The following is a 12,969-nucleotide window of genomic DNA, read 5'->3' on the forward strand; positions in this document are numbered from 1 at the left end:
CGTTGCCGGGTTCTGGGCGGTTGTGTGATTTGGTTGCCTTGGCTTCGGGAGTTGTCCTACAACGTGTTGCCATGCGAGGTCAGGGGCTGCGGCGACGACAATTTCTTCGGTATGCCACATCCGGTGCCTGTGGCGGTGTCTTTGGGCTGCTGGCCGCCGGTCTGCCCAACACAGGTCTGGCTGAAGCCGGCGTCCTTCCCGCGACCGATGAAGGGAAGCTGCCCAAAGGCTTTCGTGAGCCGACCCTGACGCTCGACGAACTCGAAGTCCAGCAGGTGGACTATCCGCTTGCCGATGTGCTGGCCCGCGTCACGATTGACAATCCCAACCAGGCGCTCACCCTGAGCAAACTGACCTACCGGATTGTGCTCAATGGCGTCGAGTGTGGGACAGGCGAGCATCCCGAAAAGCTGACGCTACCCAAAAAGGCTGCCCTGGCCCTGTCATTGCCGATAACCGCCGATCTTTCCTCGGTGCCGCACCTTGGGATCAACACCCTGTTGCAGACCCGCCTGGGCGAGGGCGTTTTCATCAACTACGTCATCCACGTGGCCTTTGAGGTGAGCGTGCTCTGGCTCTTCAAACGCCAGATCAAGGCCAAGCTCACCGGGCGGTTGCCCCTGCGCGATGTTCTGGGCAAGCTATCCCTACCGTAATGACTGATATGCATCTTTTCGAAAAGTTTCTGAGCGTCAGCGCTGAAGACATTGGTTTGAGGCTTTTGGGTTGTACCGTTGTTGAGTGGCTTGACTTCTTACTAAATCCTCGACGTTTACGTGGCAGTGATTTCTTGATGCGTTGGTCACAGGGTGTGTGGAGTGAGGAACGTATTGTTCAAGCCATCAACGACACGACTGAATTCTTTGCAATTCCCTATGGCCCAAGTGGAGCTGCTCCCGATAAAGACATTAGATCATTTGAACTTTACTTTGAACGGCTCGAAAAAGCAGGCTTTGGGAAAAACAAACGCCCCGATCTGTTGATTTTCAAAAACTCATCACGAGAAACTATATGTGATATTGTTAATTTCTTTGGCGGAATAAACGAGCTGCCTTTTATCCCAGAAAGCGATGACAAAGTACGAAAACTCTTGGATAGAGCGATACTTGCAGTAGAATGTGAGAATAGTCTTTGGAAAGGTAAACTTATGCCAGACTATGGCAAAGAGTTGAAGCCCCAAAAACGGTTAGGCGGCAAACTCGGTTTAAAGAAAAATGCCGTCTTGCCGACCCTAATACTCAAAGAAGAAGATCGCAAGCCATTGCAAGAATGGCAAAACATGAATAATGTTCCTATTCATATATGGCATGCTTTTTACGATATAGCTTTTGGTATCTCTTTCAGTGAAGTTCAGAAGCTTATTAACGAAGGATTTATTTTGCCTACAGAGCAAGTTTTTCAATCCCCCGGAGGTGTCATTACAAAAAAGCTCATTTACAAAATCTACTATCACCATGCTTACCCTCTCGGCAGTACAATCGAAGAACCAAGATTGCAGGCCAGGTTTCTTGAAGATAAGAACGGGCATATCTTACCTTATGTCCACTTTGAGGGTGGCAAGATGACTTTGAGCGAAGAAGCACTGTCGGTTTTGCGAAAGGCTGGAAATGCTAAAAACTAGTAACCACAAACTTTCATCATCATGGAAAACTAGAGAGCTCTTGAGGAGCAAGGGGCAATTTTGGACACCCGATTGGGTCGCTGAGCCAATGGTTGAATATGTTCTTGCCGAAAAAGGCGGCCTTCTCTTTGACCCAGCAGTTGGGGCAGGAGCATTCTTCCGTGCTGCGAAAGTAGTAGCTAGTGAAAAAGGTCTCTCCGTTAGATTTGCCGGAATGGAAATTGACCCAGTAACACTATCTCAAGCCCAAGAGAATGGCCTAACTAAAGATGATATTGCTTTGGTAGAAATTGCTGATTTTGTACTCCAAGCACCCTGTAAGAAATTTCACGCCATTGTAGCTAATCCTCCATACATTCGGCATCACCGAATCACTCCAGAGAAAAAAGTACAACTTAAGCATTTGAGCATTCAAACAATTGGCAAAGCACTTGATGGACGAGCAGGGCTACATGTGTATTTCTTGATGCGTGCTTTGTCACTACTTGAAGAAAATGGAAGATTAGCATTTATTGTACCTGCTGACGTATGTGAAGGTAAATTCGCCTCTGAGTTATGGACTTGGATTACAGCAAATTTTACTTTAGATGCCATTATAACCTTTTCTCCAGAAGCATCACCATTTCCTCAAATTGATGTAAATCCAATTATTTTACTTATTCGCAGATCAGCGCCGAGAGAGAGATTTCTGTGGGCCAAGTGCTGCTTTCAGGCAACCAGCTCATTCAAATATTGGGTGAGGTCTCAATTTAGGGATACATCTAAACGAGACTTGATTGTAATTGAACGAGACTTGAAAGAAGGATTATCTGAAGGATTTTCAAGGGAACCTACTTTATGTAAAGGAAAAAGTAGATACGTTCTTGGTGATTTTATTTCGGTTAAGCGTGGCATTGCAACAGGAGCAAATGACTTTTTCTTTATGACTGCCGAGAAAGTAAGAGAATTAAGAATACCTGAAAAGTATCTCACTCAAGCAATTGGCCGCACAAGAGACGTTGTAGGAGACGAAATTACTTATCGAACACTTGAAGAAATTGAGAAAAAGGGAAGGCCCACTCTACTACTATCGCTCAATGAGGATAACTTAGAAAATTTTCCAGAATCTGTTAAACAATACCTCAGCAAAGGTGAAGAACTAGGATTGCCTAACCGTCCTTTGATTTCACAGCGCAATCCTTGGTATAAAATAGAAACCCGTATTCCACCACCTTTTTTATTTGCTTATTTGGGCCGTCGTAACTCAAGGTTTATTCGAAATTACGCTTACGTTGTTCCATTGACAAGCTTCCTGTGCATATATCCAAAGAGGAATGATAAAAAAAACATAGACCAAATTTGGAAAATCCTCACTCATCCAGATGTGTTAGCAGGTCTTTCAATGGTTGGGAAAACTTATGGTGACGGCGCAATAAAGGTTGAGCCTAGATTTTTAGAGAAGCTTCCTATTCCAGACCATGTTGTTGAACTGTCGGGCCTTTCGATGCAGATGTGTCTATTTGAGCGATAAGACTTAAATAAGGCCTATGAAGTGTGCTGAAAGTAGCTGCATACTTCATGCTTGCTATTTCTTTTCTGAAATTTGCCATGCGGCTTGTTATCCAGCGTGTGACTCAGGCTTCTGTGACCGTCGGGGGAAAGCTCGTTGGGCGCTGCGGTCGCGGTTTGTGCATTCTCGTCGGCATCACACACCGGGATACCGCCGCCGATGCCGACTGGCTGGCCGAAAAAACAGCCAATCTGCGCATTTTTGAGGATGAAAACGGGAAGATGAACCGCTCGCTGCTCGACATCGGTGGCGAGGCGCTGGTGGTTTCCCAGTTCACCCTCTACGGCGATGCGCGCAAGGGCCGCCGCCCTTCGTTTACCGCCGCGGCTCCCCCGGAGACCGCCGAACCACTCGTGACGCGCTACGCTGACGCCCTCCGGCTGCTGGGCATTCCGGTTGGGACCGGTGTCTTTGGCGCCATGATGCAGGTCGAAATCCACAACGACGGCCCGGTGACACTCATTCTGGAGCGGGGCGGAATATCAGTCGGCGCGGAGGTCGAGTAAGTACGTGTCTGAAACATACCCGTCCGGGTTCATCACCTGGACGCTGACGTAACGCTCGCGCAGGACTTCCGCCGGAAGCCGGAAGTACACCCGCTGGTTGAACAACCCACGGAGAGACTTCTTGACGCTGGCCTGTGTCTCAATGCCGTTGACGATGAGGGTTGGAGTATCACCCAGCCCCTGACCGCGTACAAACAACCCGACCGTCGGTACAGATGACCGGCCGGGCAGGTGAACCCGCGCCACGTTGGTGACTTGGATATTGTGGCAAACCACGGTGTGCGTATCGGTAAGCTGCTGCCCCTGCTCATCGGACAACCAGACGGTGTAGCGTCCCACGCGCGGCGGTAACTCAAACAGCCCCAGCCGCCCCGACCAGGCACGGAAGGGAAGGCTCAGAAAAGTTCCGTCTTCGGCGAGCAGCGAAACCTGTGAGGCCCGTTCCAGATGGTCGCCCAGCACCATGACGCGCTGGTTCTTGAGCGTGACGAAGTTGTTGACGAAGCCGCGCAGACGCGGCTCGGTGGCTGTCGGGCCTGCTGAAACCTCGACGGTGGTCACAAATGGCTTCCAGGCCTGTTCGTCGCCAAGCGCGCCGACCAACAGTGCGCGCCCAACCGCGTTGCCCTGTATTACCAGGGTACTGTTGGAAAAACTGCCTTGGATACAGCCTGAATCCAGACTAAGAACGGCGAAATCAAAGACCGGCAGCCGTCCCGCAAGGGACTGGGCAAAACCACTCCAGGTCATCCGTTCGCCGACGTACAGGGGCAAAAACGCCGGCGGCGGCTCGGCTTTGACGCTGGATGGCGGCAGGCTGCCAGCGGCGGTGGTGTCCAGGACGCGGATGGCCGCAACCTGGGAAACGACTTCGCCTTCCGGTGTCCGGCTGGCGCAGACCGCCAGAACCCCGGCCATCCCGGCGTGGCGCGCTGTCACCCGCCAGACGACTTCATGCGGGGTCGGACTTGGAAGCACATCAATGTCGAGGACAGCCGAGAGACGGCTGCGGTCGGCCATGATGCGCCCGGCCGAGTAGTAAATGGCATCCCGTACCGGATGGGATTCAAAGGCCACCGCGCCGGCCAGTCGCGCCGAGACGCCATCGCCAGCAAAACGAAACGTCACCGTCCGTGTCTCACCGACGCGCATCCACTCCGGCAGCCCGTCAATCACTATCGGCGTGTCGCCTTTCGGCAGAGCTGTCATGAGGCGGAGGTCGGCCAGAGTGCGCATGGAAGTCGTACTGGACAGGGTGTAGCCAGGATAAAGCGCTGCCTGCCGTTCAACGGCAACATCGGCCTGGGCCGTCAGAAGTCCACCAAAGAAGAGGAGCAGTGCCAGTGGAAGTAACGACTGTTTCACAAGGCATGTCCGGTAGGTTGCGGCTGCCCTACCCATGGCAGGTTACCTCGGCGTCAGGGAAAGTTTGTGGACATTGCGTTGCATTCTGTTATGTAACACAGCGTATGCCAGCCAGGGAAAGGTTTTTCATGTCAGCATTCAGGTCAACGGAAAGCCGACCACAAAGCCATATCACACGCAGAAGCCATGGCTAAACCATCTCAAAACGGCACTTCCAGAGGTGCCGAGCGTCCGGTGCATGTCCTTCACGTCACAGACACGCATCTGTTTGCCCAGCGTACGGGTCGCCTGCTCGGCCTGGTGACGTATGATTCCCTGACGGCTGTTCTCGCCGCTGCGGCTGCCGAACCACCTGATATGGTGCTGGCTACGGGCGATCTGGCGCAGGACGGCACCGCGCAGGCCTACGAGCACCTGACCGAAGCCTTCTCCGGCTTTGCCGCCGCCTGTCCGTTCCCGCCGCCGGTGTACTGGTTGCCCGGCAACCACGACGAACCGGCGGTGATGCGCGCAACGCTGACCCGTGCACCACTGCGCCCGGAGACCGAGGTTATCTTGGGCGGGTGGTACGTAATTCTGCTCGACTCGACAGTTTCCGGCGAAGTTGGCGGCGTTCTGTCCGAAGGCGAGTTGGCGCGTCTCGATGCCGGACTCCACGCCCATGCCGATTGCCCGGCACTGGTCTGCCTGCATCACAACCCTGTGGCGACAAGTGCCCGGTGGATGGATGACATCGGGTTGGCCAATGCCCCTGCCTTTTTTGCCATTCTCGACCGCCATCCGCAGGTGCGTGGCGTACTGTGGGGGCATGTTCACCAGGCAATAGACCTGGAGCGCCAAGGCGTCCGGCTGATGGCCTCACCTTCAACCTGCATTCAGTTCAAACCGGAAACGGTCGAATTTGGTCTTGACCCGTCAGCGCCGGGCTACCGGCGGCTGTGGCTCCATCCTGATGGCCGGCTGGAAACCCAGGTGTTTCGGATCAGCAGTTTTGCCGGTTGCGCCGATCCTGACGCAACCGGCTACTAGATGTTCAGATGATTTCAGTCGTTACAGCACGGTGACAGGACCGTGATCGTCACAGTGCCCATCGTGGACGTGATGCAGCCGCCCGTCCACGAGGTAATCCACATGGTCGCCGTGCGGAATGGCCTCATGCCCGCAGCCCGGACCGTGGACATGTGCGCACGCCGTGGGGTATGGCGCACATCCATCGGGATTCGTGCTGCTGACCGCAATACAGTGTTCGTCGTAGTGGTCGCCGTGCGGAGAGTGCAGGTGGCCATCGTGGAGGTAGTCCACGTGGCCATCGTGCTGGATGCGCGTATGCCCGCAGGCGGCGTCATGAGTGTGGGTGTGGTCGGGGTGGGTTGTGCAGCTCGTCATCGGATGACTCCTTTCAGGTAGATGAGGGGTAAGGCCATTCCGCCAGATGCCTTCGTGCGTTACGCATCATCGTGAATGATGTCGTGCCGCGCATGGGCCAGCCCCTGGTGGAACAGATGCCGGACGTGTTCATCTGCCAGGCGGTAGTAGGCGTGCTTGCCTTCGCGGCGAACGGAGACAATCCCCAGCGTACGCAGCAAACGGAGCTGGCTGGAAATCGCCGGCTGCGACATCCCCAGCGTCAGGCACATTTCGCCGACACACATTTCGCCGGCATCGAGCAGGGCGATGATTTTCACCCGGGTCGGATCGCCGAGCGCCTTGAAAATGTCGGCAACGCGCCAGGCCAGCGGGGCGGCGAGCACTTCGCGTTCGGTTGGTTGGTGCTGGTTGCTACAGGGAGAAGCCATACGTTACCGCTAACAGATAAGCATTTGATTATACGTTTTATCTGAAAGTCCCCTTAGCGTCAAGCGGGAAGCCGGCTGCTGCCGGTTGGGAAGCACCGGATTCAGTGCACGGTCTGGGCTTCAGCCTGTTCCAGCAGGGCGGCGGTGTGCTGGGCTGTTTTGGCCCCTTTGACCAAGGCTTCGCTGAGGTTGGTATCGCCGGTCAGGGCGGCAAAGGCATAGAACCGCGCAACCTGGTTGGTCACTTCGAGGACGTGACAGGTTTCGCAGGCCAGCAGCTCCACCTGTGGGACAAGCAGGCAGAACTGGCTTCCGAAGTGATGCCGCCGGACGGGTTCAAGTGCCGTCGTCAGGCGCAGGGCCGGACGTTTGGGGAGTCCGGTCCACTGGGCGCTGGGCAGGCGCGCGGCGAGAACATCCAGATAATCACGCCCCGACGCGAGTTGGGACTGGAGTGTCGAAATGAGCCGCACCTGTTGGGGGGCGGCTTCCGCCTGGGCAAGAATTTCCAGTTCCAGCGAGCCGTAGCCGGCAATCTGTCCGAGGTCGTTGCGAAGCGCATCCACAAAACCGATGTGCTGACCCGTTGCCGACTCGTCGCTGGCCAGCTCAGCCAGCGCCAGGGAGAGTTCGGCCTCAGTACTTCCGGCCGGGCGCTCGTGGGTCGCCAGATAGGCACGGAGGCTTTCTCCACGTCCCTGAACAACATTGTGGGCAATCCCGCCAAGAATGGCCGTGCCGCCGGCAGAGAAGAAAAACGTGCCCAACAGGGAGGGCGTCGCCCGCAGCAGCCGGTAGATCGAAAAGGGATGGGCGGCCGTTGGACGTTCCAGGCGCTGCGCCAGCGTGGCCACGTGAAGCTCACCGGCGGCAATGCACTGTTCCGTGTGTTCAACGGCCTGCCGGAACTGCTCCGGTGTCATGGGGGTGACGATGGAACGCGACGTTGGGCGTGGCAGCGCCGGTAACGCCGGGAATGGGCCGTCGAGTTGTTGCGCCACGGACTGGAGGCGCTGTTGCGCGGCGGCGTAGTCGGCTTCGAGCCGTTCAGTCCGTCCGTCGGTCGGGACATTGACAACGATATGCAGGCGCTGGTGGGCATGGTCAAACACGATGACCGTGCCAAAAGCGGCAAGGACGCCTTCCACGGTCGGCGGCACGCGGGGTGGTACGCCGTGAAGGTGGTGGGACGCTTCGTGCGCCAGATAGCCGAAAGTGGCGCTGGCCAGCGCCGGTATATCCGTCAGGGGGGCGAGGATGTCGGCCCGGAGCCGCCGCCGGACGGCTTGCAGCAGCGTTTCCGTGCGTTCAAGCGTGGCGTGCGGGGTGCGTAGCTCAACCTTCCCATCCCGGCCGGTGATGATCCAGCGTGGGTCGAGACCGATGAGGGTATAGGGGGGGAGATGGCGTTCGAGGCGTTGATTCTCGAACAGTCCGACATCGCCGGATTGACCGGCCACTTTCAGAAAGACCCCAACCGGTGTGTGAACGTCCGCCGGCAGGGTCACGGCCACGGGAACGACGGTTGCTTCCTGGGCCAGCGCCAGGAAGGCATCGTATGTTGCCGGCTGAAATTGCAGCGTGGACACGGTGGACTCGCTCCGGGGCTTACTCCGTGGGAAGAGGTCGGCGTTTGCCGGCGCGGCTGCGCAGAATTTCGGCCACGTCGTGGGGTGTCACATCCCGCGCCACCATCAGGACGAGCAGGTGATAGAGCAGGTCGGCCATTTCAGCGGCCAACTCCATGCGGGGTTCATTTTTGGCGGCAATGATGGTTTCGGCCGCTTCCTCGCCGACCTTTTTGAGAATCTTGTCCAGCCCGGCCGTAAACAGATAGGTGGTGTAAGCGCCTTCCGGCCGTTTTGCCTGGCGTTCCCGGATCAGGGCATACAGCTCATCGAGCAGGATGCCCAGTTCGAGCGCGCTGTGGGGGACGAGTTTGACTTCCGGCGGGGCAATGGACGGGCTTCCTTCAGAAACCTGGGCTGCCGGTATTGGAGGCGCTTTGTCTGTCTGGTCCATAGTGGCGCTGCCAGGGAGGATGGACTGGAAAAAGCAACTGGTGGCACCGGTGTGACAGGCCGGCCCACGCGGTTCAACCCTGACGACGAGCGCATCACTGTCGCAATCCAGCCGCATGTCCACAACCCGTTGGGTGTGGCCCGACGTGGCCCCCTTGTGCCACAGGGATTGACGCGAGCGGCTCCAGAGCCAGACCTCGCCGGTTTCGCAGGTGAGTTGGTAACTGGCAGCATTCATGTAGGCCAGGGTGAGGACCTCGTTGGTCGTGGCATCCTGGATGACGACCGGCACGAGGCCGTTGGCATCAAAACGAATCGCTTCCGTCATGGCTTGGTTACGGCAACACGTTACCGGCGTTGTAGCACAGTTGACTGGTCTCCTGACACCCTGCTGGCAACTCCCGTCGCAAACCGGGGCAACAACCGTCTAACTGTGGCGCGCCAGGACGTAATCACAAACCTCGTCCAGTCGGGAAAAACTATGTGGAATCGAAAGGCGGCTGACGCGAACCGCCGTGACCAGTTGGGTCAGGGTATCCAGAATGGCAACCCGCGCTTCCGGCAGGGGAAGCCAGTCGGGATAGATGTTGGGCAGGAGCTGCATTACAGCCTGCATCGGAGGGAGTTGCGTACTGCTGACCGGAGCCTCCGCCGGAACGACCTCCAGAAGGTACACGTCCGTAAGCTGTGCCGGCCGGTGTTGTTCATGGGTATCGAGAGGCAGGTAGCGTTTTTCCCAGTGTTTGGAAATACAGGGAAGGGCGTCAGGGCGGCCGTAAAGGGCCGTGACAGAAGGGTCCCACAAGCGGATGGCGCGCGGCCCCAGATGGACCACAAAGCCATCCGTCTGCTGTTCAACAGCAGCGACATCCTCGGCGATAATCTCCGCGCCGCGCCGGAGCAGCGCCGCCGCAAGGGTGGATTTGCCGGTCCCGTTCGGTCCCACAAAGGCCACGGCTGAGGCACCTATGGCTACTGTGCTGGCGTGCAGACACACCCGCTGCTGAATCTGGAGAACAAAACCAAGGATGGGGCCGGTCAGGTAGGTACAGGTATCCTCAAACGTCTGCGGCGGTGACCAGAGCGCCGTGATACGGCGTTGAGGGTGGTCGTAGGTGAAAGCCGTGCCGACGTTATAGCAAAAGTGAAACAGACCGGTTTCCGGCTCGTGGTAGGCAACGAGTTCGGGGCCTTGCCTGGCGTCCACAATTTGCCCCTGATACCACGGTGCACACGCCGGGGGGCGTGGTGGCGTGGGATTTTCCTCAAAGGCGAGAAAGCCATCGGCGGTGTCTTCACCAAGGTGCACCGGCTGGAGAAAAGGAACCGGGCGGGTTGTCGTCAGTCGCCGTCCATAAACCACCTGCGCCAGTGCCATCCGGGGAGACACTCACCGTGAGAAACGGTTTGGGCGGGGGCCAATCCGGTCAGCCCGGGTTGAGCCAAAAGCGGCCCAAGTACATTCAACAAGTGACCCGCAATCGGCGAGCATCGGCGACTGGTATGCCTTTTTGGCAGACCGCCCGGCTTGTGAGGAGGTTGCCGGTTGTTTGTATGGCAATGATGGTCTTTTCATAAATCAGTTTCCAGAAAGCGAAAAACTGTAACGGGAGTAAAGCTGCAAGTCTTTGAACCGCTGTTATCTATGTCAAACTTGTACAGGCCTGGCAGGCCAGGAATCAACAAAATCACTTTCCTGCCGCACACTTCACACGAGGGCACGCGTCAGGGCTTCGACATGTGTGAAACAGGCAGCGTGATGGTCTGTTTTCAGCAGGGAGTCAGTCCTAGAGGACCTAATCACTACCCATCAGCCCCAAATGAAAAGCAACCTTGCACCCAGTAGCACCGACCCGAGTCCCTTGCTTGGCTTTCTGTGGGTTGATCGAAGGTCAAAACGCCTGCTGATTGGAGGTGAAGCAGACTGGTCAGGAATTTTCTTGGGGGGCCTGAAAAGCTCTTGCCCGCGTTTTCCCTAACTGCTGCCTGCCAAAAGGTGGCATTGTCAAAGGTGCCAGCCTTGTTCGTACGCCCTGCACAAAGGCCATCCGTGAGTTTTTTCACCTTGAGGCATTACGCATTAAGATGCTGTCAGGAGTCCCACCGTTGCCTGAAGCTCGGGTAAAGTCAGTGAGTGAGCCGTAACCTGTAAAGGTTGGCGAGTGGTACGTCTTTTTGCCGGGCTGCTTGACTTGCGATAAAGAAGCTTGTTGTTCAATTGAGGGTAATGGCTGTTTCATAGGTCGGTCTCCAAAAAAATGAAAAACACAATGGGTTTGGAAAGTTTACACAATCTTGGATTGCAGCCATTTATACAGACTCAACGGGCTGAGGTCAACAAAAGATTTGGCTTCGTGCCGTGCATCCCACACAAGAGGAGTTGGCAAGGCTTCGACGTTCACAAAACAAGACAGGTAGTGGCGAGCTTCCGATGGAAGTTGCGCCCAACTTGTGCCGTGCCGCCTGATGTAGCCGGTGACGGGAAACTGAGGAAGGGGAGCCTTGGCACGCCGGACAACAGCGCGTGGAAGCCGGTTTTTGAGCAGTTCCCGGAAAAGCCACTTGTCGAGGCAAAGGGGCACAGTCGGCGCTGCCAGGAAAAACTCGAGGATGCGCTGGTCAAGCAACGGGGAGCGGATTTCCACCAAAGTGCCGGTGAAAGCCATATCGCTGTATTCATGGTCATTAGCCAGGTGAACCCGATTTAGCACCCGTAGCATATGCCGCCGGTAGGGGTGCGGTGGTGGACTGGGTTGCATGCGCTCGAAATAGCCAGCCCGACGCAGGCGCGTCACAAAGTCTGTTGCCAGCCAGCGGGGGATTTCTGACCGGGTTGGGTGTTTTCGTCCAAGTATCCGCCCAAACTGACGCCGAAGTGAAAAGAAGCCATTGCGGACGTCAGCTACAAAGTACGCCACAAGAGCCTCGCCCAAGCGGAGTAACTGCCGCCGGGCAACGAGATCGCGCAGGTAGGGTGCTGTTTCCTGAAGCATGACTTCATCGCCCCACTGCCCGGTCAGGACAATGCGGGCGTGGCTGCCCACCTGGCGGTAACTTTCCATGATGCCATTCCAGAAGGGTTCGTGAACCGGCTCAGGTGGTGGGGGAACGCCGGCCGGGGGGGGCGCATACGGCTGCCAGTTGTCCTGCTCAACGAAGGTGATGGGAATACCGTGACCTTGGGCGGCCAGCCCGGCGAAATGCCGTTCGCGGTCGGGAATGAGTGTGTTGAAAACACAGGTAAAAGCGCGGAGGTCAGTCGTTAGGCAGGCGCGTCGCGCGGCGGCCGTCACCACGTTGGAATCCAGCCCGCCGCTGAGAAGAACAGATGCACGTGGTGCGCGCAGCCGGTCAGCTACAGCCTGTTCCAGAAGTGCCTGAAAATGCTCGACGTAATCCCTTGTGCGGGCATAGCGGAGACACCCATCGGTTGGCCAATCCCAGTAACGCCACTGCCGCCGTGCACCCCCTTCAAGGCACAGCGCCGTAGCCCGTGGCAGGCGGCGGATGGCGCGGTAAAACGTGCCGTCTTCGTCCAGCTTCATCCCTTCGATGAGAAAATCGGCAACGGCAAAGTCGTCCAAATCGGTTGGGATGGAGGTGGGAATCTGCGGGTGGGCGCAGATGGTCGCAAGGTCGCTGGAGGCAACAAACAGCCCCGGCTGATAGCTGTAATAGAGCGGCTTGACGGCGAACGGGTCGCGCGCGCAGAACAGCCGTCGGCGACGGGCATCCCACAGGGCAAAGGCAAAGTCGCCCTGAAGGTAGTGCAGGCAATCCAACTCCCACAGGTGGTACGCCTGCCAGAGCAGTCTGGCATCCGGCATATCTTGGTCGGCCTCCCCGCCAGCCGTCTGGATGGCACGGCAGAGTCCTTCGCGCGCATCCAGCCGGATGTCGGCGGCCAGCCACACCTGCCCATCAAAGGTCAGTGGCGGTGGGGTGCGCGTCAGGTCATCCACGTGGAGATGGGCATAGCCCAGCGCCACGTGTGCCTCGTACCAGTGGGATTGACCGTCAGGCCCACGCCAGGCCAACCGCTGGAGCAAACGCGCGACCATCGGTGGCGCAACTGGCCGCCCGTCAGGGTGGAAGATGACAAAAAAGCTGC

Annotated in this window: 12 protein-coding genes; 5 read left to right on the top strand and 7 right to left on the bottom strand. The window is 57.1% G+C overall.

Features of this window, described 5'->3' with window-relative positions; genetic code table 11:
* Nucleotides 1-71 precede the first annotated feature (71 nt).
* Genes CABTHER_RS04980 through dtd form a run of 4 tightly spaced genes read left to right on the top strand, consistent with a single transcriptional unit; the run spans nucleotide 72 to nucleotide 3,676 of the window.
* The gene (locus CABTHER_RS04980; protein WP_014099504.1) at nucleotides 72-656 is read left to right on the top strand and encodes an NDR1/HIN1-like protein; all 585 of its coding nucleotides are present in this window, start codon (nucleotides 72-74) and stop codon (nucleotides 654-656) included.
* Nucleotides 656-1,621 (top strand): AccI family restriction endonuclease, encoded by a 966-nt coding sequence (locus CABTHER_RS04985; RefSeq protein WP_014099505.1) that lies wholly within the window; start codon nucleotides 656-658, stop codon nucleotides 1,619-1,621. Before CABTHER_RS04980 ends, CABTHER_RS04985 begins: the two co-directional genes overlap by 1 nt.
* Nucleotides 1,608-3,131 (top strand): N-6 DNA methylase, encoded by a 1,524-nt coding sequence (locus CABTHER_RS16490; RefSeq protein WP_081464706.1) that lies wholly within the window; start codon nucleotides 1,608-1,610, stop codon nucleotides 3,129-3,131. Before CABTHER_RS04985 ends, CABTHER_RS16490 begins: the two co-directional genes overlap by 14 nt.
* A 47-nt stretch (nucleotides 3,132-3,178) precedes the next feature.
* Nucleotides 3,179-3,676: a D-aminoacyl-tRNA deacylase gene (gene dtd / locus CABTHER_RS04990; protein ID WP_014099507.1), complete on the top strand. Its 498-nt coding sequence runs from the start codon at nucleotides 3,179-3,181 to the stop codon at nucleotides 3,674-3,676.
* On the opposite strand, the gene CABTHER_RS04995 is transcribed toward dtd, so the two are convergent.
* Nucleotides 3,653-5,077, bottom strand: coding sequence for a hypothetical protein (locus tag CABTHER_RS04995; protein ID WP_212770322.1), 1,425 nt, complete (start codon nucleotides 5,075-5,077; stop codon nucleotides 3,653-3,655). The two genes, dtd and CABTHER_RS04995, sit on opposite strands and share 24 nt — an antisense overlap.
* Before the next feature lie 150 nt (nucleotides 5,078-5,227).
* Between CABTHER_RS04995 and cpdA the strand changes: the two genes are divergently transcribed.
* Complete coding sequence (gene cpdA / locus CABTHER_RS05000; protein WP_041569093.1) at nucleotides 5,228-6,070, top strand: 3',5'-cyclic-AMP phosphodiesterase; 843 nt, start codon at nucleotides 5,228-5,230, stop codon at nucleotides 6,068-6,070.
* Nucleotides 6,071-6,091: 21 nt separating this feature from the next.
* Here the strand turns inward: cpdA and CABTHER_RS17375 are convergent, their stop codons facing one another.
* From CABTHER_RS17375 to CABTHER_RS05030, 6 genes are all read right to left on the bottom strand, one after another.
* Nucleotides 6,092-6,427 carry a hypothetical protein gene (locus CABTHER_RS17375; protein ID WP_228374074.1) on the bottom strand — a complete coding sequence of 112 codons (336 nt, stop codon included), beginning with the start codon at nucleotides 6,425-6,427 and terminating at the stop codon, nucleotides 6,092-6,094.
* A 59-nt stretch (nucleotides 6,428-6,486) separates the two neighbouring features.
* The gene (locus CABTHER_RS17380; protein ID WP_014099511.1) at nucleotides 6,487-6,837 is read right to left on the bottom strand and encodes an ArsR/SmtB family transcription factor; all 351 of its coding nucleotides are present in this window, start codon (nucleotides 6,835-6,837) and stop codon (nucleotides 6,487-6,489) included.
* Between the two features lie 101 nt (nucleotides 6,838-6,938).
* The gene (locus tag CABTHER_RS05015; protein WP_014099512.1) at nucleotides 6,939-8,426 is read right to left on the bottom strand and encodes a chorismate-binding protein; all 1,488 of its coding nucleotides are present in this window, start codon (nucleotides 8,424-8,426) and stop codon (nucleotides 6,939-6,941) included.
* 19 nt (nucleotides 8,427-8,445) lie between these two features.
* Nucleotides 8,446-9,186, bottom strand: a complete 741-nt coding sequence (gene hisIE, locus CABTHER_RS05020; RefSeq protein WP_014099513.1) for a bifunctional phosphoribosyl-AMP cyclohydrolase/phosphoribosyl-ATP diphosphatase HisIE — start codon at nucleotides 9,184-9,186, stop codon at nucleotides 8,446-8,448.
* Between the two features lie 99 nt (nucleotides 9,187-9,285).
* A complete protein-coding gene (locus CABTHER_RS05025) occupies nucleotides 9,286-10,236 on the bottom strand; it encodes a phosphoenolpyruvate carboxykinase (ATP) (protein WP_014099514.1) in 951 nt (316 codons plus the stop codon).
* A gap of 907 nt (nucleotides 10,237-11,143) precedes the next feature.
* The gene (locus CABTHER_RS05030; protein WP_148263945.1) at nucleotides 11,144-12,919 is read right to left on the bottom strand and encodes an asparagine synthetase B family protein; all 1,776 of its coding nucleotides are present in this window, start codon (nucleotides 12,917-12,919) and stop codon (nucleotides 11,144-11,146) included.
* Between the last annotated feature and the right edge of the window lie 50 nt (nucleotides 12,920-12,969).

It is taken from the genome of Chloracidobacterium thermophilum B, from assembly GCF_000226295.1.
Lineage (GTDB): Bacteria > Acidobacteriota > Blastocatellia > Chloracidobacteriales > Chloracidobacteriaceae > Chloracidobacterium > Chloracidobacterium thermophilum.

What these genes read in the sequence shown, in the direction of transcription:
- CABTHER_RS05030 (WP_148263945.1), bottom strand. Translation starts at nt 12,919, where the DNA reads ATGGTCGCGCGTTTGCTCCAGCGGTTGGCCTGGCGTGGGCCTGACGGT.
- CABTHER_RS17380 (WP_014099511.1), bottom strand. Translation starts at nt 6,837, where the DNA reads ATGGCTTCTCCCTGTAGCAACCAGCACCAACCAACCGAACGCGAAGTG.
- CABTHER_RS04995 (WP_212770322.1), bottom strand. Translation starts at nt 5,077, where the DNA reads ATGGGTAGGGCAGCCGCAACCTACCGGACATGCCTTGTGAAACAGTCG.
- cpdA (WP_041569093.1), top strand. Translation starts at nt 5,228, where the DNA reads ATGGCTAAACCATCTCAAAACGGCACTTCCAGAGGTGCCGAGCGTCCG.
- CABTHER_RS16490 (WP_081464706.1), top strand. Translation starts at nt 1,608, where the DNA reads ATGCTAAAAACTAGTAACCACAAACTTTCATCATCATGGAAAACTAGA.
- CABTHER_RS17375 (WP_228374074.1), bottom strand. Translation starts at nt 6,427, where the DNA reads ATGACGAGCTGCACAACCCACCCCGACCACACCCACACTCATGACGCC.
- CABTHER_RS05025 (WP_014099514.1), bottom strand. Translation starts at nt 10,236, where the DNA reads ATGGCACTGGCGCAGGTGGTTTATGGACGGCGACTGACGACAACCCGC.
- CABTHER_RS04980 (WP_014099504.1), top strand. Translation starts at nt 72, where the DNA reads ATGCGAGGTCAGGGGCTGCGGCGACGACAATTTCTTCGGTATGCCACA.
- hisIE (WP_014099513.1), bottom strand. Translation starts at nt 9,186, where the DNA reads ATGACGGAAGCGATTCGTTTTGATGCCAACGGCCTCGTGCCGGTCGTC.
- CABTHER_RS04985 (WP_014099505.1), top strand. Translation starts at nt 656, where the DNA reads ATGACTGATATGCATCTTTTCGAAAAGTTTCTGAGCGTCAGCGCTGAA.
- dtd (WP_014099507.1), top strand. Translation starts at nt 3,179, where the DNA reads ATGCTTGCTATTTCTTTTCTGAAATTTGCCATGCGGCTTGTTATCCAG.